This window comes from Pseudomonas sp. p21 (assembly GCF_001642705.1).
In the GTDB taxonomy this organism is placed as follows: Bacteria; Pseudomonadota; Gammaproteobacteria; order Pseudomonadales; family Pseudomonadaceae; genus Aquipseudomonas.
Genome location: NZ_LWBV01000005.1, coordinates 305,043 through 323,062 on the forward strand (window position 1 = coordinate 305,043; position 18,020 = coordinate 323,062).

21 protein-coding genes are annotated in these 18,020 nt (G+C 64.5%); 6 read left to right on the top strand and 15 right to left on the bottom strand.

The genetic code is table 11. The features are described 5' to 3' along the window. The first annotated feature begins 10 nt into the window (after nt 1–10). The gene (locus A4C63_RS26370) at nt 11–271 is read left to right on the top strand and encodes a hypothetical protein (protein ID WP_156510889.1); all 261 of its coding nucleotides are present in this window, start codon (nt 11–13) and stop codon (nt 269–271) included. Nucleotides 272–479: 208 nt separating this feature from the next. After that, entirely contained in the window at nt 480–830 is a 351-nt protein-coding gene (locus tag A4C63_RS16970; protein WP_063913694.1) for a hypothetical protein, read from the top strand. Between the two features lie 160 nt (nt 831–990). Here the strand turns inward: A4C63_RS16970 and A4C63_RS25100 are convergent, their stop codons facing one another. Further along, entirely contained in the window at nt 991–1,149 is a 159-nt protein-coding gene (locus A4C63_RS25100; RefSeq protein ID WP_064506462.1) for a DUF2986 domain-containing protein, read from the bottom strand. Between the two features lie 154 nt (nt 1,150–1,303). On the opposite strand from A4C63_RS25100, the gene A4C63_RS16975 reads away from it, so the two are divergent. Next, on the top strand, nt 1,304–3,082 hold the full coding sequence (locus A4C63_RS16975) for a phosphoethanolamine transferase CptA (RefSeq protein ID WP_082888355.1): 1,779 nt from the start codon (nt 1,304–1,306) through the stop codon (nt 3,080–3,082). Between the two features lie 89 nt (nt 3,083–3,171). Here A4C63_RS16975 and A4C63_RS16980 read toward each other — a convergent pair whose 3' ends face one another. From A4C63_RS16980 to A4C63_RS16995, 4 genes are read right to left on the bottom strand one after another with little or no spacing between them, the layout of a single operon-like run. Continuing rightward, nucleotides 3,172–3,708 carry a membrane integrity-associated transporter subunit PqiC gene (locus A4C63_RS16980; RefSeq protein ID WP_063913696.1) on the bottom strand — a complete coding sequence of 179 codons (537 nt, stop codon included), beginning with the start codon at nt 3,706–3,708 and terminating at the stop codon, nt 3,172–3,174. An 11-nt stretch (nt 3,709–3,719) separates the two neighbouring features. Continuing rightward, complete coding sequence (locus A4C63_RS16985; protein WP_063913697.1) at nt 3,720–5,360, bottom strand: intermembrane transport protein PqiB; 1,641 nt, start codon at nt 5,358–5,360, stop codon at nt 3,720–3,722. Further along, nucleotides 5,344–5,988: a paraquat-inducible protein A gene (locus A4C63_RS16990; RefSeq protein WP_063913698.1), complete on the bottom strand. Its 645-nt coding sequence runs from the start codon at nt 5,986–5,988 to the stop codon at nt 5,344–5,346. Before A4C63_RS16990 ends, A4C63_RS16985 begins: the two co-directional genes overlap by 17 nt. Further along, nucleotides 5,985–6,581 carry a paraquat-inducible protein A gene (locus A4C63_RS16995; protein ID WP_063913699.1) on the bottom strand — a complete coding sequence of 199 codons (597 nt, stop codon included), beginning with the start codon at nt 6,579–6,581 and terminating at the stop codon, nt 5,985–5,987. The genes A4C63_RS16990 and A4C63_RS16995 overlap by 4 nt, the downstream gene beginning before the upstream one ends. Before the next feature lie 151 nt (nt 6,582–6,732). On the opposite strand from A4C63_RS16995, the gene A4C63_RS17000 reads away from it, so the two are divergent. Then, the gene (locus tag A4C63_RS17000) at nt 6,733–7,206 is read left to right on the top strand and encodes a YMGG-like glycine zipper-containing protein (protein WP_063913700.1); all 474 of its coding nucleotides are present in this window, start codon (nt 6,733–6,735) and stop codon (nt 7,204–7,206) included. 47 nt (nt 7,207–7,253) lie between these two features. On the opposite strand, the gene A4C63_RS17005 is transcribed toward A4C63_RS17000, so the two are convergent. Both A4C63_RS17005 and A4C63_RS17010 read right to left on the bottom strand, forming a co-directional pair. Continuing rightward, nucleotides 7,254–8,159, bottom strand: coding sequence for a LysR family transcriptional regulator (locus tag A4C63_RS17005; protein WP_063913701.1), 906 nt, complete (start codon nt 8,157–8,159; stop codon nt 7,254–7,256). 150 nt (nt 8,160–8,309) lie between these two features. Further along, nucleotides 8,310–8,495: a hypothetical protein gene (locus A4C63_RS17010; RefSeq protein WP_063913702.1), complete on the bottom strand. Its 186-nt coding sequence runs from the start codon at nt 8,493–8,495 to the stop codon at nt 8,310–8,312. Nucleotides 8,496–8,722: 227 nt separating this feature from the next. On the opposite strand from A4C63_RS17010, the gene A4C63_RS17015 reads away from it, so the two are divergent. After that, nucleotides 8,723–9,109 (top strand): VOC family protein, encoded by a 387-nt coding sequence (locus tag A4C63_RS17015; RefSeq protein ID WP_063913703.1) that lies wholly within the window; start codon nt 8,723–8,725, stop codon nt 9,107–9,109. Nucleotides 9,110–9,117: 8 nt separating this feature from the next. On the opposite strand, the gene A4C63_RS17020 is transcribed toward A4C63_RS17015, so the two are convergent. The 7 genes from A4C63_RS17020 to A4C63_RS17050 are packed head-to-tail and all read right to left on the bottom strand — an operon-like array spanning nt 9,118 to nt 15,400. Beyond that, complete coding sequence (locus A4C63_RS17020; RefSeq protein ID WP_063913704.1) at nt 9,118–10,485, bottom strand: sensor histidine kinase; 1,368 nt, start codon at nt 10,483–10,485, stop codon at nt 9,118–9,120. Next, on the bottom strand, nt 10,482–11,144 hold the full coding sequence (locus A4C63_RS17025; protein ID WP_063913705.1) for a response regulator: 663 nt from the start codon (nt 11,142–11,144) through the stop codon (nt 10,482–10,484). Before A4C63_RS17025 ends, A4C63_RS17020 begins: the two co-directional genes overlap by 4 nt. Nucleotides 11,145–11,146: 2 nt before the next feature. Beyond that, nucleotides 11,147–11,788, bottom strand: a complete 642-nt coding sequence (locus A4C63_RS17030) for a tetratricopeptide repeat protein (RefSeq protein WP_063913706.1) — start codon at nt 11,786–11,788, stop codon at nt 11,147–11,149. Then, a complete protein-coding gene (locus tag A4C63_RS17035; RefSeq protein ID WP_063913707.1) occupies nt 11,785–12,591 on the bottom strand; it encodes an SDR family oxidoreductase in 807 nt (268 codons plus the stop codon). The genes A4C63_RS17030 and A4C63_RS17035 overlap by 4 nt, the downstream gene beginning before the upstream one ends. Then, the gene (locus A4C63_RS17040) at nt 12,578–13,258 is read right to left on the bottom strand and encodes a TenA family transcriptional regulator (RefSeq protein ID WP_063913708.1); all 681 of its coding nucleotides are present in this window, start codon (nt 13,256–13,258) and stop codon (nt 12,578–12,580) included. The genes A4C63_RS17035 and A4C63_RS17040 overlap by 14 nt, the downstream gene beginning before the upstream one ends. Nucleotides 13,259–13,272: 14 nt before the next feature. Beyond that, nucleotides 13,273–14,733, bottom strand: coding sequence for an AMP-binding protein (locus tag A4C63_RS17045; RefSeq protein ID WP_063913709.1), 1,461 nt, complete (start codon nt 14,731–14,733; stop codon nt 13,273–13,275). Beyond that, complete coding sequence (locus tag A4C63_RS17050) at nt 14,723–15,400, bottom strand: thermostable hemolysin (protein WP_063913710.1); 678 nt, start codon at nt 15,398–15,400, stop codon at nt 14,723–14,725. The genes A4C63_RS17045 and A4C63_RS17050 overlap by 11 nt, the downstream gene beginning before the upstream one ends. A 111-nt stretch (nt 15,401–15,511) precedes the next feature. On the opposite strand from A4C63_RS17050, the gene A4C63_RS17055 reads away from it, so the two are divergent. Then, nucleotides 15,512–16,081, top strand: a complete 570-nt coding sequence (locus A4C63_RS17055; RefSeq protein WP_063913711.1) for a hypothetical protein — start codon at nt 15,512–15,514, stop codon at nt 16,079–16,081. A gap of 128 nt (nt 16,082–16,209) precedes the next feature. Here the strand turns inward: A4C63_RS17055 and A4C63_RS17060 are convergent, their stop codons facing one another. Continuing rightward, nucleotides 16,210–17,886: an MFS transporter gene (locus A4C63_RS17060; protein ID WP_063913712.1), complete on the bottom strand. Its 1,677-nt coding sequence runs from the start codon at nt 17,884–17,886 to the stop codon at nt 16,210–16,212. Nucleotides 17,887–18,020: the final 134 nt, after the last annotated feature.

Genomic DNA, 18,020 nt, shown 5'->3' on the forward strand with positions numbered 1-18,020 from the left:
TGCGGCTGCTTTGCAGCCCATCGCGACACAAGGCCGCTCCTGCAAGGGATCGCGTTTTCCCTGTAGGGGCGGCCTTGCCCGCCCTTTCAATCATCGAACCGGCGACGACAAGCCGATAGCCCCGGCAGCCGATCAGGAGGAAGCGCTCGAATACAGCCCGGCCTTCGCCCGGATGATCATTGAAACCTCCCATGAAACCTTTACCGAGATGGACCCGGACGCGCTGATTGCCTTGCTTGAGGACATGCTGCAGAAAGCGCGCGCCAAGTGAGCGGCCCCTTGGCAAAGGGTCGCGGGGCTGAGGTGCAAAAGTTGTACAACTTGTTGCCGCTGCGAACTTTTTCCCGTTTTCCGGTCTATGTGGGAGGCACAGAAAGGTAGCGGGACGCGAGACAAGGTTCGCCGACCACCTGCTGGCCAGATGGCTCAATTGTTATCAGAGGTTGGCTTCGCTCATGAAAATACATGTCGCAAGGTTGATGCTGCTCGGCCTGTTCTCGTTCGCGGCGATGGGCACGGCGTCGGCAACACAAATGAAGGCGCCCGTAGCGGCGACTCCGGCGGTTCAATCACCGTTGCAGCCTGCCGGCAACCCCTGGTCCAGGGTGGCCAGTGTGGCCGATGCACAGCCGGCCACGCTGCTGGCCCACGATGACGACCGCTGGCATGACCACCGCAGCGACTGGCGCCGCGAACAGTGGCGCCGCGAGCAAGCCCGCCGTGATTGGGAACGCCGGCGAGACTGGGAACGCCGCCGCGACTGGGAGCGCCGCCATGATCGGGCCATGCACCACCGCTACCATGACGATTATCGTTACTACCGCCGTTGATCGTTGATCCGCAATTGGCGCGCTCGATGTGGGAGCGGCCTGGTGTCGCGAAAGGGCTGCGCAGCAGCCCCAGCATTGGTTGCCGTAATGCTGGAACCTGGGGCCACTCTGCGGCCCTATCGCGACACAAGGCCGCTCCCACAGGGGTGCGTGACAGGCATCAGTTCTCCGTAACGCCTGGGGTATCCGCTGCAGCCTCAGCCTCCATCTTCAAACGGTCGGCCTTGCAAATGTACTTGGGCTTGCGCGGCGCCAGTTTGGCGCTGGCCTTCTTGGCATGCGCCTGCAATAGCTGCTTGATCTTCTTGCGACGGTTCATTCTCACTCGACCTGTCAGTCTGGTTTGGCTGAACACATCATACCTTGCCCGGGCCAGCGTCTCGTTGACGTTATTTTCACACCCGGCAGATTAGCGTCACGCCCTTTCCGGTCACGGGCACATCCGCTGGCCGCCAAGCTACGACGAGGCATACGTGTCACACACTCCATCCCCCTCCTCGCCCAAGCGCGTGGACTGGGCCGGCCTGGGCTGGCTTTTGCTGTTTTTCTGGTACTTCTCGGGCGTGACCCAGGCGTTGCTGCTGTTCAGTGGTACCACCGGGTTTGCCGGCTTTCGCGATGCATTCTTCCTCAGCAGCCTGTGGCTGGCCCCGGTGCTGCTGCTGCCACGCTTCACCCGTGCCACTGCCGCGGTCATCGGCCTGGTGCTGTGGGCCGCTTCGCTGGTGGGTCTGAGCTACTTCGGCATCTATCGCCAGGAGTTCTCGCAAAGCGTCATCTTCGTGATGTTCGAGTCCAACACCGCCGAGGCCGGTGAGTACTTCAGCCAGTACTTCAGCGTCTGGCTGGGCCTGGCATTGCTGCTGTACACCCTGGTGGCGGTGCTGCTGTGGAAGCGCGTACGCCCGGTCAGCCTGCCACTGCGCAGCCGCCTGCCGGTGGTCGCCTTGTTGCTGCTGGCCAACCTGGTGTACCCGTTCTACAAACAGATGGTGACCCAGCAGCGCAGCTTCGCCGATGCGGCCGAAAAGGTGCAGCAGCGCATGGAACCCGCCGTGCCTTGGCAACTGCTGGTCGGCTACCGCCAGTACCGCCAGCAGCTGGACAACATGCAGGAGCTGCTGGCCCAGAACGCTGCGCTGCCCCCCCTGCAAAACCTGCATGACAGCAGCGGTGCAGCGCCACGCACGCTGGTGCTGGTGCTGGGCGAGTCCACCACCCGCGAGCACATGCACCTGTACGGCTACAACCGCGACACCACGCCCAACCTCGACGCACTGGCCGCCAGCGACAAGAGCCTGACGGTATTCCGCAACGTGGTATCGCCACGCCCGTACACCATTGAAGTGATGCAACAGATTCTCACCTTCGGCGACGAGCAGAACCCGGACCGCTTCCTCACCGACCCGTCGCTGATCAACCTGATGAAACAGGCCGGCTACAAGACCTTCTGGATCACCAACCAGCAGACCATGACCAAGCGCAACACCATGCTGACCACCTTCTCGCAGCAGACGGACGCGCCGGTGTACCTGAACAACCAGCGCAACCAGAATGCCAGCCAGTACGACGACGTGGTGCTGGCACCGTTCGAGAAGGCCCTGCAGGACCCGGCGCCGAACAAGTTCATCATCGTGCACCTGCTGGGTACACACATGGACTATCGCTACCGCTACCCGAACGACTACGCGCACTTCAACGACCGCCAGGGGGTACCCGCCAAGCTGACGGCCGACCAGGTGGAAACCTACAACTTCTACGACAACGCGGTGCGCTACAACGATTACGTGGTATCGAGCCTGATCAAGCATTACTCGGCCAATACCCCCAATGGTTTCCTGCTGTACCTGTCCGACCACGGCGAAGATGTGTACAGCTCTGGCAACCACGACCGCCTGGGGCGCAACGAAGGCGCGCCAACCCGGCCGATGTACACCATCCCGTTCCTGCTGTGGACTTCGCCCAGCTGGCAGGCCGAGCACCCGCGCGACTTGCAGGCGATGGCCGACCGCCCCTACAGCAGCTCGCACCTGATCCATACCCTGTCCGACCTGGCCGGGCTGAGCTATGACCGTTACGAACCGGCCAAGAGCCTGGTCAACCCGCAGTTCGTGGTGGCACCGCGCTGGATTGGCGACCCGTACCGCAAGGACGGCTTGCGCGAATTCGACCAGCTGCCGCTGGACAAGGCAGAGCGGGGGCAGCAGTCGGTCAGTAGTGGCAAGACACAGAATGCTGGCAGCCTGAACTGATTGTTTTGTAGTTGAAATTTCCGGGGGCGCTTTGCGCCCCTTTCGCGACACAAGGCCGCTCCCACAAGTACCATGCATCGGTCAGCCCTTCAGGCAGGCTGTGCACAGCTGCCCTGGCGGGCACTCCCCCGCACCGCCTCGGCCAGTTTGCGCAGGTTGACCTGGTGGGCGTTGACCAGGCTGGCAATGCTGTTGTCCGCCGGCGTCTGCAGCGAGGTACGGCAGGTCAGCTCGGCCTCACCCGGGCGCGTCAGGCGCCATACCGTTTCCAGCGAGGCGTAGCGCCCCGGCACGGTATCGAAGCGCTGCACATCTACCCGCAGCGACGCCTTGCCGCCCCCCACTGGCCCGCCCAACTGGTCCTGCAAGGCGCTACGGAATTCATCCACCAGGTTGGCCCCCCACCACTCCGTCTCGAGGATGGCCAGGCCGCTCTGCCCTTGCCGCACTACCAACTGCGGGCGGTCCACCTGCGGCGGCACGGCCACCCTCGCCACCTGGATGCGCTGGCCGCTGTCGCGCACTGGCTCGCTCGGTACCAGCGTGTGATAGTTGTTCGGGGTACTGCTGCAGCCCCACAGCACGGCCAGCAGGCTGGCGCCACACATATTGCGCAGTCGATGCATCGGCTGTCTCCTCAGGGTTCAAGGTCTGCGGCACTGGCCGCTTTCGGCCGGCCACGTATCAGCGATTCGGGGTGCCGGCCCAGGTAATCGGCAAGGTCACGCAACGAACGCGACATGCGCTCCAGTTCATCCAGGGTTTCACCCATCCGCTCGCGCTGCGGCGAGTCCTCGGAAATGGCCGAATTGGCCGTGCGCAGGGTTTTGTGCACTTCGTCCAGCGCCACCTTCACGTCCGGCAGCGTCTGACCATTGAACTGCTTGAGACTGGCGCGCAGCTCACGCAGGCTGCCGTCCAGGTTGTTGGCGATACTCTCCAGCGGCAGTTTGCTGATGCGTTCCACCACTCGCTGCAGCTGTTCCTGCAACTGCTCCAGGCTGCCTGGCAATGTGGGGATGGTGATGGGGTCGGCGGTCTTGTCGAAGGCCACCTTGGGGGCATCCGGGTAGAAGTCCAGGGAAATGAACATCTGCCCGGTGATCAGGTTGCCGCTGCGCGCCTGGGCCCGCAGCCCGTGCTCGACGAAGGTGCCGATCAGCCGCCGTGCGCCGTCCACGTCGCCTTCGGCATGCTTGAACACGGTCAGCATCTTGCGGTGCACCGGCCCCAACCGCTGTGGGTAGATAACCGCATCGACCACCACCGGGAAGGTCTGCCGGGTGGCATCGTAGTCAAGCTTGACCGAGGTGACCCGGCCAAACTCCACCCCCTTGAACTCCACCGGGGCTCCCACCGACAGCCCGCGCATGGCCTGGTCGAAGCGCAATTGCAGGTACTGCGCCTGGCCACTGGGCGGTGCCAGGGCGGTGTCGCGGTCGGCAAACAGCTGAAAGCGCGCCTGATCGGCAGCGGGCTCGGCTTGCGGGGCGAAGTCGGGCGAGCCAAAGGCCAGCCCGCCCACCAGGATCGACGACAACGATTCGGTATCGATCTTCAGGCCGTTGGCACCGATCTGCATGTCGACACCACTGGCGTTCCAGAAGCGGGTATCGGCGCTGACGAAGCTGTCGTAGGGGGCCTGCACGAATATGCCAATCTCCACGCCCTTGCCATCGCCCTGCAGGGCAAAGGACACCACCTCACCCACCGGGATCTTGCGGTAGTAGATCGATGAGCCAATATCCAGCGACCCCAGGTCGCTGGCGGTAAGGACAAAGCGCTTGCCCTTTTCGTCATAGGTGATCGGCGGTGGCAGCTCCAGGCCGACGAAGGACTTCTCCGGCACTTTCGATTCGCCGGAATCCGCCCCGATGAAACTGCCCGACAACAGTGTGTCCACGCCGGACACGCCGCCCACCCCAATGCGTGGCCGCACCACCCAGAAGCGCGCACCCTGAGTGGCAAAACCGCGAGCGTCGTTGGATAACTGGACCTTGGCGACCACGCTCTTCTTGTCGTCGGCCAGTTCCACCGTGGTGACTTCGCCAATCACCACGCTGCGGTACTTGACCTGGGTCTTGTGCGCCACCAGCCCTTCCCCGGAGTGGAAGGAAATGGCGATGACCGGGCCCTGCTGCATCCAGTTGCGCACCACCAGCGAAGCGCCGATCAGGATCGCCAATATCGGCACGATCCATACCAGCGACACACTCCAGCGCCGGGTGTGCACTTCAACCTGCCCCGCGCCCTCGCGCTTGTCAGTCTGTTGCACCATCAATACGGCCTCCCTCGTTGACACGGCGATCCCAGATCAGGCGTGGATCGAAGCTCATCGCAGAAAACATGGTCAGTACCACCACCATGCCGAAAAACAGAATGCCCACCCGCGGCTCGATGGTGCCCAGCCCGCGCAGCTGCACCAGTGCCGCCACCAGTGCCACCACCATCACATCGAGCATCGACCAGTAACCGATCAACTCGACGAAGCGGTACAGCTGCGAGCGCTGCCGGCAGGCCCAGGTGGAACCGCGTTGGGCGGTGAACAGCAACAGGCCGAGCGAGAAGAACTTGATGGCCGGTACGCCCACACTGGCGATGAAGATGATCAACGCGATGTCCCAGGCACCGGCCTCCCAGAACTCCAGCACGCCACCACCAATGGTGCTTTCGCTGCCGCTACCAAGCATTTCGGTGTGCATCACCGGTAGCAGGTTGGCGGGGATGTAGAAAATCAGCGCCGCCAGCAGAAACGCCCAGCCGCGGCTGATGGCATTGGCCTTGCGCCGGTGAATGGCGGCACCACAGCGGTCGCAGGCGTGCGCGCCGCTGCCCAGTTCGCAGGCCTTGCCGCAGCCATGGCACAGGCACAGGCCCAGGTCGTCGGCGTTGGCCGGGGTATTCATACCTGTTCCCACAAGTCGCGGATGTCCTTGCCGGCGATATGGATGATCAGCATGCTCAACGCGGCCAGGGCCAGCAGGCCGATGCCGGGAATCACATCGAGCAACCCCGCCAGCTTGATCACCGCCACCATCGCCCCCAGCAGGCACACCTCCAGCATGCTCCACGGCCGCAGGCTCTCCAGGCTGCGCATGCACAGGGCAAAACCGGGGGCACGCTGGCCGGCCAGGGCGAAACTCAATAGCCAGCACAACAGGGCAATCTGCAGCACCGGCGCAAAGATGATCGACAAGGCCATGACCAGGGCGATGAAGGTGATACTGCCGTGGCTGAGGATCTGCACCGAGTCCCATAACGTCGCCGAGTGGGTCAGCCCTTGCATGCCGATGGTCATCACCGGGTAGAAGTTGGCGAACACCAGCAGGATGCCACCCGTCACACTCAGGGCCAGCCGCTGCTGTACGGTCAGCGAGGTGTACCGGTACAGCACCCCTCCACAGCGCTGGCAAACGGCGCGCTGGTGCTTGAGCAGCGGCGCACGGTGGTACACCGTGTCGCAGTACTCACAGATGATCAGGTGCTGGGTCTGGCTCATGGAGTTTCCACAGGTAACCCGGATTCGGGCCGTGATATGCAGGCGGACCACATCTGATATCCGGTTTAGACCATCCAGGCAAAACTGCCATCCTTGACAGCAAAGGCGAACTATCCTGTGAAGCGGGATCCCCACCCGCTGGAGGTTTGCCATGCGTACGTTCACGTGGAGTTACCTGCTGGTGCTGCTGTGCGCGGCATCGGCAGCCCAGGCGCAGTCGGTGGTGCCGCTCAAGGGCCAGAGCAGCCAGCAGATGCAACTGGATATCAATGATTGCAATACCGTCGCGACCAATGCCGCGAACAGTGCCGCAACCTCCAGCGACCCCCATGTCGGTGGCCGCGTACGCGGTGCCGCTGCCGGCGCGGTTGCCGGTGCTGCGGGCGCGCAGGTGCGCGGCAACCAGCACGACGAGCTGTATGACCGGGTCGGTGACGATGCCAAGGAACAATACCGGCAGAACCGCGCCGGTGAGGTAGCCGCCGCCGGTGCTGCGGTCGGTGGCATGCGCCAGCGTCAGGACCGCCGCCAGGACCGCCGCGGCCAGGACGAAGCGAAAGCCCAGGCCCATGCCAGTGCCTACGCCGGGTGCCTGCAGGGGCGCGGCTACCAGGTCAGTCCCTGATCAGCAGGCACGCCATGCTTCGGCAGGAGAAGCATGGCGTGCCTGTTTCAGAACCTGGCCAGTTCTTCCCGGCAGAACTCGACGAACAGCTGCGCCGGCTTGGTCAGTTGCACCCGCTTCAACCACGCTGCCGCCAACCCCGACAGTGCCACCGGCTCGGCGATATCCAGCATGGCCAGGCGTTGCCCGTCGTAGGTGTACTCCGAATGCGGTCGCGTCACCAGCAGCGAAAAGCCGAAACCCTGCCCGACCATGCCGCGCACCATCTCGATCGACGGCGAGCTGAAGACGATGTTGGGCGTCAGGCCCATTTCGTTGAACAGGCTGACGAAGTAGGTGCGGCTGGGGGCCACATCCAGCAGGATCATCGGCTCCGGGCACAGGTCGCGCAGCGATACCTGGGCCTGGCCGGCGAAGCGGTGGTTCTCGGGCAGCAGCACATAGGGCTTCTGCGGTGGCATCAGCGGCTCGGCCTCGATGGTACCGTCCAGGTCATGCTCGTAGAGAAACGCCAGGTCGAAGGTACCGGCAGTCAGGCCCTGGATCAGGTCCTGCTGCTCGCCGTCGCGCAGGCGGATATCCACCCCCGGGTAACGCTGGCGAAAGCCGGCGATCAGACGCGGCAGATACAGCGGTGCCACGGTTTCGAAGCAGCCGATGTCGATTTGCCCGGCCACGGTGTCGTTGTCGGCCAGGGCGTTCTGCTCGAATTCGTGGGCCATCTGCAGCAGCGACTTGGTCTTGGCATAGAAGCGCTTGCCGCTGGGCGTCAGCGACACACCCTGGGCATGGTGGCGGATGAACAGCTGCACGCCGAAGCTTTCCTCCAGGCTCTTGATGGCCGTGGAGATGGACGGCTGGGCGATGTACAGCTGGCGTGAAGCCTCGGCAACGCTGCCGGCCTCCACCGTGGTGACGAAGTACTTGAGTTGTCGCAATGTGTAGGCCGCCACGGGCACCTCTCTGGCGCCGGTCTGGGCGCGCTGGGATCATGCCTGACACTTTACCCTTGGCTGTGGGTGGGTGGGGGCTGGGTGAGGAAGGATTTACCTATGGCTTGGGCAGGTTTTTTGTAGGGGGACGCCTTGCGCCCCCCTTGCGTATTACTCGAAGTCGACATTCGTCGGTACACAGTCGTCGCCGATCAGTTTGTACCCTGGCGCGCATGCCATGCCGACCACCGGGCCTACCCCACGCTTGCGTCTGGACAGTGTCTCCTGAGGTTCCGGGTGATCCAGTCGATCGTGGTCATCGCGGGCTGGCAGTTCATTCATCGATTCTTCTTGCATGGTCATGACTCCTGGCTTGGTTGATTAAGCCCGACCAACGTTAATGCCCGTTCAGCTCGCAGCCCACTTGGAAACACAGCCAGCCCCACCAGACCCGTCAACGCGATCAGCTGTAGCAGCGCATGTTCCTGGCAAAGGTACCCCCCCTGCCCGAGCGCTGGCACTGGTCAAATACCCCCGAACGGCTTTACTGATACTCATCGACCCCAGGCATACGGTGTGCGTTTATGAAGATCGTAGTCACCAGCATCCTCGTCGACGACCAGGCCAAAGCCCTGGCTTTCTACCACTACATACTCGGTTTCGAGCCCAAGCACGACATCCCCATGGGCCGACACCGCTGGCTGACCCTCACCTCCCCCAACGACCCCAACGGCGTCGAGCTGCTGCTGGAGCCCGACGCGCACCCGGCCGCCAAGGCATACAAGGCCGCGCTCAGGCAGGACGGCATCCCCGCCACCTCGTTCGGTGTGCGTGACATCCAGGCCGAATACACCCGGCTGTGCGCGGCGGGTGTGCAGTTCACCCAGCCGCCCACCCCTAGGGGGCCCGTCACCGTAGCGGTGTTCGATGACACCTGCGGCAACCTGATCCAGATCGCCCAGAAGCACTAGATGTGCGTTTACGGCCCCACGGGCAGGCGCAGGGTGGCGCGCAACCCGTGTGGTAGCTGATTGCGCAACTGCACACTGCCACCAAGGTGCTTCATGATGGTACTGACGATCGACAACCCCAGCCCGGCGCCATTGGTCGAGCCTTTGCTGTAGAAACGCTCGAACACCCGCTGCTGGTCTGCCACGGCGATGCCCGGCCCTTCGTCGTCGACGCTGATCAGCAGGGCTTGCCCGTCACGCTGCAGCGTCACGGTGACCCTCCCCCCCGCTGGCGAATGGTCCACGGCATTGGTCATCAAATTCTGCAAGGCAATGCCCAGCGCGCCAGCGTCGGTGTGCACGTGGTAGTCGCCTGCTGCGATATCCAGCGAAGGCTCCAGCCCGCGCTCCAGAATCCATGGGGTCAGCTCGGCCAGGGTTTCGGCCACCACACCCTCCAGGTCCACCTGCTGCCAGGCACGCTGGCCTGGCCGCGGCTCCAGGCGGGCCAGGGTCAGCAACTGATTGACCACCCGGGCAAGGCGGTCGACACCGCCCATCAGGAACTGCAGAGCCTTGTCCCGCTCGGCCTCGCTGGCTGCATTGAGGGCGTTCTGCGCATGCAGGCGCAGGACGGCCAAGGGCGTGCGCATCTCGTGGGCGGCGTCGGCGATGAAACGGTGCTCGCGGCGCAGCAGGTCGTCGATCTGCCCAAGCAGGCGGTTGATCGCCGCCTGCATCGGCTCCAGTTCCTTCGGCAGCGGTACCAGCTGCAACGGCTCGAGTGAATCGGCGTGGCGGGCGCGGATCACCCTGGCCATGTTCTGCAACGGCCGCAGCCCCCAGCCAATGGCCGCCCACACCAGCAAGGCCAGGGCCAGGCTGCCGAACAGGAATGGCAACAGCGTGTGCCGCACGATGCGTTCGATCAGGTCGTCACGCACGTCGTTGCGCTCACCCACCCAGATTACCCAGTGTTTTTCCGGCACCGGCAAGACGAAACTGCGCCAACGGTGCCCATCCACCACCATGTCGGCAAACCCCGGCGCCCGGGGCGGCTGCCCCAGCTGCGGGGCGCTGGGCGTGTGCACCAGCAAGCCGTTGTCGTCGGCCCATACCTGGAAGGCCAGCTTGCTCTCATAGCGGTGCCCCACCTTGTCCTGCCCGGCCTTGCTCAAGGCCTCGTCGAAGGCGCGGTATAACTCGTCACGGCTCTGTCCCTGCACCGGCAGGCTCATGATGCCCTGCAGCAGCCGCGCGTTCTGCGCCAGGTGGGCATCGTACACCTCGTTAATTTCGTGGCGGCTGTCGTGGTAGTTATACAGCGCCAACAATCCGCTGCCGCCAAGCAACAGCAGCATCACCCGCCACAAGGTGCGTTGACGCAGCGAGCTCATGCCTTGACTTCCACCAGATAGCCGATCCCGCGTACGGTACGAATCAGGCCGTTGAACAACTTTTTGCGCAGTTGGTAGATGTTCACTTCCAGGGTATTGCTCTCCGGCTCTTCATCCCAGCCATACAGCAACTGGGTCAACCGCTCGCGGGTGAACACCTTGCCCGGCTGGGCCAGCAACTCGTGCAGCAACAGGTATTCCTTGGGCGTGAGCACCACCGGCTGGCCCAGGTACCGCACCTGCTGGCTGACCGGGTCCAGACACACCCCGGCATGCTCTATCAACACTTGGGCGCGGCCGCTGCTGCGCCGCAGCAGGGCTCGCAGGCGGGCCTTGAGTTCGTTGAGGTCGAAGGGTTTCACCAGGTAGTCGTCGGCGCCGGCATCCAGCCCGGCGATGCGGTCGTCGGTGGCGTCGCGGGCGGTCAGCACCAGCACCGGCAGGCTCTTCCCGGCCGCGCGCAGGCGCCGCAGCAGCTCGATGCCGTCCAGGCGCGGCAAGCCCAGGTCGAGGATGGCCAGGTCGAACTCCTCGTGGCACAGGGCATGCAAGGCGCTGGCGCCATCCTGCAGCCAGTCGAGGGTATAGCCCTCGCGGCGCAGGCCGTCACAGATACCCTCCCCCAGCGCGGCGTCGTCTTCAACCAGCAGCAGGCGCATGCTCAATCCTGTTTGTCCTTGATCGCTTTGAGTAAAGCATCTATTTCACCGCGGCGGCCCTGGTCAGCCAGCTCCCGGCCGGGCCGGGGCGGTGCCTGCAACGCCTTTTGCAAAGCGGCGCGGGCTTCGTCGTAGCGGTTCTGCCGGTACAGATGATCGGCCCAGAAGTAGTTGCTGTCGATACCATCGGGGTTGATCGCCAACGCCTGGCGCAGCATGGCCTCGGCCTTGGCCTGGTCGCCGAAGCTCAGCGGCCAGCCGGGCACCTGGTCGTACAGCGCACCCAGGCTGGTGTAGGCCGAGCCCTGCAGCGCCTTGGGGTCCATGGCCAGGGCCTTTTCCAGGCTGGTACGGGCGGCCTTGACCTTGCCAAGCGCGCCCAGCCCGCCGGTGGCACCGGCCCAGCTGCTGTTGACGATGCCGTCCCAGATCAGCGGTTCGGCCGAGCCCGGATGCTGGCGCACCAACGCCGCCGACTGCACCGCCAGGGCCTCGAACGCCCCGGCACGCTGGGCTTCGGGCAGGTTGTAGCGTATTACCGCCCAGCGCTGCTGGATGGCATTGAGTTGCTGGGCTCCGTTCTGGTCGAGGGCCCAGGTGAACGGGGCGATGGCCAGCAGGCTGGCCAGTATCAGACGCTTCATTTGCTCGACTCCTTGCTGTGCCAGGTGCTGTAGCGACGGATCAGCGGCAGTTGTTTGCGCAGGGCGCGGTCGACCACGCCCGGCAGCATGCCGTTAAGGCGCACGAAAAGTTTTTCCGGCCAGCCCAGGTACAGTTCGCTGCGCTCGGCCTGCACGGCATCGAGCACTGCCCGGGCGACATCCTGCGGGTCATCGACGCCCACCTTCAGCGCCTGGTTCAGGGCCTGCGCAGCGCTACTGTTCATCGTCGTGTGGGTGGTGCGCGGTGCGGCATATAGCACGTTCACCGAAGTGTCGGCCAGCTCGCGGCGCAGCGCCTCGGAAAACCCGCGCAAGGCAAACTTGCTGGCGCAGTAGGTGGCATAGCCGGGGTAGCCGATCGAGCCGTAGATCGAACCCACGTTCACCACCAGCGCACTGGGTTGCTCGCGCAGCAGCGGCAGGCACAGGCGGGTAAGCTGCACGGCGGCCTTGATGTTGAGATCGAACAACTCGTCCAGAGCCGCCTCGTCCATCTGTTCGAGCATGGCGAAACGGTTGACCCCGGCGGCGTTGATCAACAGGTTGCAACCGCCCATCGCCCGCGCCGCTTCCAGCACGTCGCGGCGGCCTTCGGCGCTGCGCAGGTCGGCCTGCTGCCAAAGCAGTTGCCCAGGGTAGCGCACCATCAGCTCGGCCAGCTTGCCCTGTTGCCGGCTTACCGCCAGCACCCGGGCGCCGGCGCTGCACAGCTGGTCCGCCAGTTCCAGGCCGATGCCACCACTGGCGCCGGTGAGCACCGCCACGCAATCAGGCAAGCGCATGCTGTGCCTCCTGCTGCGCGGCACGCGGCAGCCCTTCGAACATGGCGGTGTAGAGGCGATACACAACCTTGGCGGCGTGGATTACCGCCTGCTGGTCCTCGGGCTGGTCCAGTCGGTTCATCAGCCCGCGGTAGGTGGCCATGTGGTCCTGGTCCAGGGCGCCGTGGGAACTCAGGTAGCTGAATGCCTGGTCCGGCAGGCCAAGGCTGCTCTGCAGGGTACCGGCAGCCTGGGTGGCCAGGGCAATACTGGTGCCTTCGAGCACATTGACCATGCCGAACAGCCCGACCGGGTTACCACGGGCAATCTGGTCGTAGAGAAATGCCACCATCAGCTCGATGGGCAACGCCGGGCGGCCGCCCGCCACTTGCTGCGGATCGCCACCGCAGGCGGCGATGTCATCGAGAATCCAGCGCTCGTGGCCGTACTCCTCCTCGATGTACTCGCACACTGCACCGCGCAGCCACTCCAGCCGCGCCGGCAACCGGGCGCCGCAGGCCATCATCAATGGTACGGTGTGCCGCACGTGGTGGTAGGCCTGGGTGAGGAAGGCCACATAGGCCTCGAGGCTGGCCTTGCCGGCCAGCGCGTCGCGGATGACCGGGACGTTGAACAATGCCGTACGCTCGTCGGCGGTTTCCTGTTGCAGCATATCGAAGAAAAGCATGGCAACCTCGTCGCTCATTGAAGGTCGGATAGCAAAGACTGGTAACACCGCAGGATCTGTTCGCGGCGTGGCCGGCCATTGGCGGTCAGGGTTTGCCCGGCGGCACTCAAGGGCTCGGGCAAGCGCCGCCAGGCATGTACCCGGGCATAGTCCGGCAGCCCGGCATTGGCCTGGCGGACGGCCTGTTCCAGGGTGTGATCATCGGCCTGCGGGTCCAGCGGCCAGAGCAGCGCCAGGTTGTGCGCCAAGCCCTCACCGTGAACGAACGCCTGGGCGATCACCCCGCCCTGGGTCAGTTCGGCCTCGACCCACTCGGGGTTTACGTTGCGCCCGAAGCTGGTGCTGTACTGGTGCTTCTTGCGGCCGGCCAGATACAGAAAGCCGTCGTTGTCGAAGTGCCCCAGGTCACCGGTCGACAACCACGGCTCGCTGAAGGGTGGCTCGCCCAGGTAGCCGAGCAACGCCGAGCCGGCTACCTGCACCTCGCCATCTTCGGCAATGCGCACCTGCACATGCGGCAGCGGCCGCCCGACACTGCCCGGGCGCTGGCCGCCGGGGCGGTTGAGGCATACCACCGAGGCGCATTCGGACAAGCCATAGCCCTCGAACACCGGCAGCCCGATGGCCTCGGCACGGGCCAGCAGGCTCGGCGCCACCCGCGCGCCGCCCACCGCCACGAAGCGCAACGGGCCAACTCGCATCAGGCCGCGTTCGATCGCGGTGACCAACCCAAGCAGCAGTTGCGGCACCAGGATCAGGCTTTCGGCACCACTCAAGGCGATGGCGCCCAGCAACTGCTTGAAGTCGACCTGGCTGGCACCGCGAAAACCCAGCTGCGCCTGCGGGTACAGGGCAATGCTCGCCCCGGCTAGCAGGGCCGCGTACAGGCCCAGGTTTTCCAGCAGCACTGCCAGGGGCAAGACCGCCAGGTACTTGCCCGGCGCCGTAGGCCGGCTGGCGGCCTCCAGTTCACGCGCTACCCGCAGCATCGCATCGGCGCTCAGGCATACGCCCTTGGGTGCACCGGTGCTGCCGGAGGTATAGGTAATCTTCGCGGTACCCGGTGGCAAGGGCGCGCTCGCTGGCGGCGGCCGGCTCCAGAAGCGCTCACCGGCACTGAAGCCGCTGGCGTGCAAGTCGTCAGCGAAGGCCTCATCGGCCAGCGCCAGCACCGCCCCGCTCTGCGCCAGGCAGTGGCGCCGCTGGGCACTGCTGAAGAACGCCGGCAGGATGACGATGGGGCGCGCCGCGAACAGCGCCGCCAGGTCCCAGAACAGCGCCTCGGGGCCATTCTCCAGGGCCAGGGCGAAGGTGCCCGGTGGCTGCGCGCTCAACCAGGCCTGGCGGTGTTCGACCTCGTCCAGCAACTGTTGATAGGTGAATGGCCCGGCAAGGCCCAGCAACGCCGGTTGCGCCCCTCGGTGGCGGGCATGCAGTTGCAACACTTCCCTGAACAGCTGGCATTCATGCGGCATGGCCGGCCTCCTGCACGCTCGCGGGCAAACCCAACCGCTCGAACACTCCGCCGCGGGCCAGGGCTTCATGGCCGTAGCCGATGCTGCCGACGAACACCTGCGGGTGCTGCGCGTAGTAACTGCCCCAACTGCCGGCGTCGCCGTTCAGCCGACCCGGGTCGGCCACGGCCAGCGCCGTGGGCACCAGGCCCAGGCGATGAAAGCTGTTGACCAGGGTCGCGGCCCCGGTGAAGGCCACCCACTGCAAGCCGCGTGCGGCCAGCAACCAGGTCACGGCAATGATCATGATCCGCGCACTGCCGGCGCTGAGCGCGGCCAGGTTACCCACTTCGACCAACTGCGCACGGCTCACCGGGCTGGCCGACAGTCGAGTCACGGCCACCTCCAGCGGTTCATCCAGGTAACGCTCGATGAAGGTCGGGCCACTGCTGGCCAGGCGTATGCCGGCGGCGGCCATCAAGCGCCCATGGCTGTCATGCAGGCCGAGCAGCTCGGGCAGGTAGTGCTGCACGTCGGCGTGGTGCGCGCAGGCAAAGCGGGCGTGAATGAACTGCTCCAGCTCGTCGCGCCCAGGTTCCCCCGGGAGTTTCAGCGTCAAGTGGGCAAGGCGATCGCCGTGGCTACCAATAGCCAGTGGAAACAGGCTGGAGCTGTCTGCCTGGGTCATGGCTGTCCCCCTTTCAGGTCAGGTGTTGGGGGCAGTATCCGGGGGCAATCTGAAGCCAATCTGAAGTGCTACATTTGCCATTGCCCTCATGCGCACCAACAAGGAAAACAGATGCGCCACGAATTCAGCGAAGTGCTAAACGACCTGATCGACTACTTTCTGCTCGGCGATATCCAGTTGCTTGAGCGCTTCAAGCAAGAACATGAACTGCCCGACGACCTGGCCCATGCGTTCACCCACGGCGACAGCGGCGACCAGGCCGTGCGCGAAGGTATCGTGCTGCCGCTGGCCGGGATCGACAACCTGCCCTACCGCATCCTGTTCACCCTGGACAGCTACACCCCGGCCCTGTGCGAACCCGGCAGCCGCCTCAAGCACCGCCGCAATGGCTATGTGTTGCAGGTCGAGCACGGTGCACTGATGCTGTACACCTGGCGCATCCTGCAACACTTCACGCCCAAGACACTGGGTGACCTGATGGCGCGCTACCAGGTGCCGGGGCGGCCGATCATCGAGCTGGACAATGGCTGGTATGACGTGGAGGTGCTGGCGGGTGCGCTGGTGCGGGACGGGTTGTACGAACCGGCGTTCGAGTTCGTGTTGAAGAAGCGCTGGGGCCGGGGCGAGGCTGTGGGGGTGGATACCGGGTATGCCTTTGGGCTGCGTGGCTACTACGACTGATGGGTTGCCAGTACCGGCCTCTTCGCGGGTGAACCCGCTCCCACAGGTACTGCACAGTTCTCGAAGCCTGTGCGTACCTGTGGAAGCGGGCAAGCCCGCGAAGAGGCCGGTACTGGCAGCCTCCACCTTCAGGTGTGGGTGATATCCCGGTCCTTGGTCTCCGGCAGGAAGAAAATCCCCAACACCGCCGTCATCACCGCAATCACGATCGGGTACCACAAGCCGTAATAGATATCCCCGGTCGCCGCCACCATGGCAAACGCCACCGTCGGCAGGAAACCGCCGAACCAGCCGTTGCCGATGTGGTAAGGCAGCGACATCGAGGTGTAGCGGATTCGCGCCGGGAACAGCTCCACCAGCCAGGCGGCGATCGGCCCGTAGACCATGGTCACGTAGACCACCAGCAGGGTCAGCAGCAACAGCACCATCGGGTAGTGGATCTTCGCCGGGTCGGCCTTCTCCGGGTAGCCCGCCTCTTTCAACGCCCCGCTCAAGGTCGCGGTAAAGGCGTCGCTCTGCGCCTTGAAGTCCGCGGCCGCCAGGCTGCTGCCATCAAAGCTCGGCAGGACCCGTTCACCAATGCGGATTTGCGCCACGCTGCCAGGTTCGGCCGCTTCGTTGCTGTAGGGGATGGCCCGCCTGGCCAGCAGGCTCTTGGCGATATCGCACGAACTGGTGAATTTGGCCTTGCCCACCGGGTCGAACTGGAACGCGCACTGGCCAGGATCGGCCATCACCACTACCGGGTTCTGCTCCTGGGCGACGAACACGTCCGGATTGCCGTATTGGGTCAGTGCCTTGAAGATCGGGAAGTAGGTCAGCGCGGCGATGATGCAGCCGGCCATGATGATTTTCTTGCGACCGATGCGGTCGGACAGGCTGCCGAAGAAGATGAAGAACGGCGTGCCGATCAGCAGCGAACCGGCGATCAGCAGGTTGGCGGTTTGTGGCTCGATCTTGAGCATCTGCAACAGGAAGAACAGCGCATAGAACTGCCCGGTGTACCACACCACGGCCTGGCCGGCGGTACCGCCGAGCAGCGACATGATCACCACCTTGAGGTTGTCCCAGCGGGCGAACGATTCGGTCAGCGGCGCCTTGGACGCCTTGCCCTCGGCCTTCATCTTCATGAACACCGGCGACTCGTTGAGTTGCATGCGGATGTACACCGAAATCACCAGCAGCAGGATCGACAGCAGGAACGGCACCCGCCAGCCCCAGGCTTCGAACACCTCGTTACCCATGGCTGTGCGGCAGGCCATGATCACCAGCAGCGAGAGGAACAGCCCCAGGGTGGCCGTGGTCTGGATCCAGGCGGTGAAAAAGCCGCGCCTGCCCTTGGGTGCATGTTCGGCCACGTAGGTGGCCGCGCCGCCGTACTCGCCACCCAATGCCAGGCCCTGAAGCAGGCGCAGGGTAACCAGGATGATCGGCGCGGCCACGCCGATCGTGGTGTAGCTGGGTAGCAGGCCCACCACGGCGGTGGACAGGCCCATGATGACGATGGTGATGAGGAAGGTGTACTTGCGCCCGATCATGTCGCCCAGGCGGCCGAACACAATGGCACCGAATGGCCGCACGGCAAAGCCGGCGGCAAAGGCCAGCAAGGCGAAGATGAACGAGGTGGTTTCATTGACCCCGGCAAAGAAGTGCTTGGCGATGATCGCCGCCAGTGAGCCGTACAGGTAGAAGTCGTACCATTCGAAGACCGTACCCAGGGACGAGGCGAAGATGACCTTGCGCTCCTCCCGGGTGATACCGCGTTGGGGCGCGCTGCCCGTGGATGCGCTGTCTAGAACCGCCATGGGGTGCCTCCGTCTTGTCGTTATGCAGGCCGGGAGCACCTCAAATCTTTTTCACCATCGCACCCAGGCCCTGGGGGCTTGCTTTGGTTACGCGAAGCACGACAAGGCAGATCGCCTCGGATCGCAGCAAGATA

Excerpts from the sequence above, each read along its gene's own strand:
- A4C63_RS16970 (WP_063913694.1), top strand. The coding sequence starts at position 480 with ATGCTGCTCGGCCTGTTCTCGTTCGCGGCGATGGGCACGGCGTCGGCA.
- A4C63_RS25100 (WP_064506462.1), bottom strand. The coding sequence starts at position 1,149 with ATGAACCGTCGCAAGAAGATCAAGCAGCTATTGCAGGCGCATGCCAAG.
- A4C63_RS16980 (WP_063913696.1), bottom strand. The coding sequence starts at position 3,708 with ATGCATCGACTGCGCAATATGTGTGGCGCCAGCCTGCTGGCCGTGCTG.
- A4C63_RS16985 (WP_063913697.1), bottom strand. The coding sequence starts at position 5,360 with ATGGTGCAACAGACTGACAAGCGCGAGGGCGCGGGGCAGGTTGAAGTG.
- A4C63_RS16990 (WP_063913698.1), bottom strand. The coding sequence starts at position 5,988 with ATGAATACCCCGGCCAACGCCGACGACCTGGGCCTGTGCCTGTGCCAT.
- A4C63_RS16995 (WP_063913699.1), bottom strand. The coding sequence starts at position 6,581 with ATGAGCCAGACCCAGCACCTGATCATCTGTGAGTACTGCGACACGGTG.
- A4C63_RS17000 (WP_063913700.1), top strand. The coding sequence starts at position 6,733 with ATGCGTACGTTCACGTGGAGTTACCTGCTGGTGCTGCTGTGCGCGGCA.
- A4C63_RS17010 (WP_063913702.1), bottom strand. The coding sequence starts at position 8,495 with ATGCAAGAAGAATCGATGAATGAACTGCCAGCCCGCGATGACCACGAT.
- A4C63_RS17015 (WP_063913703.1), top strand. The coding sequence starts at position 8,723 with ATGAAGATCGTAGTCACCAGCATCCTCGTCGACGACCAGGCCAAAGCC.
- A4C63_RS17020 (WP_063913704.1), bottom strand. The coding sequence starts at position 10,485 with ATGAGCTCGCTGCGTCAACGCACCTTGTGGCGGGTGATGCTGCTGTTG.
- A4C63_RS17025 (WP_063913705.1), bottom strand. The coding sequence starts at position 11,144 with ATGCGCCTGCTGCTGGTTGAAGACGACGCCGCGCTGGGGGAGGGTATC.
- A4C63_RS17030 (WP_063913706.1), bottom strand. The coding sequence starts at position 11,788 with ATGAAGCGTCTGATACTGGCCAGCCTGCTGGCCATCGCCCCGTTCACC.
- A4C63_RS17035 (WP_063913707.1), bottom strand. The coding sequence starts at position 12,591 with ATGCGCTTGCCTGATTGCGTGGCGGTGCTCACCGGCGCCAGTGGTGGC.
- A4C63_RS17040 (WP_063913708.1), bottom strand. The coding sequence starts at position 13,258 with ATGCTTTTCTTCGATATGCTGCAACAGGAAACCGCCGACGAGCGTACG.
- A4C63_RS17045 (WP_063913709.1), bottom strand. The coding sequence starts at position 14,733 with ATGCCGCATGAATGCCAGCTGTTCAGGGAAGTGTTGCAACTGCATGCC.
- A4C63_RS17050 (WP_063913710.1), bottom strand. The coding sequence starts at position 15,400 with ATGACCCAGGCAGACAGCTCCAGCCTGTTTCCACTGGCTATTGGTAGC.
- A4C63_RS17055 (WP_063913711.1), top strand. The coding sequence starts at position 15,512 with ATGCGCCACGAATTCAGCGAAGTGCTAAACGACCTGATCGACTACTTT.
- A4C63_RS17060 (WP_063913712.1), bottom strand. The coding sequence starts at position 17,886 with ATGGCGGTTCTAGACAGCGCATCCACGGGCAGCGCGCCCCAACGCGGT.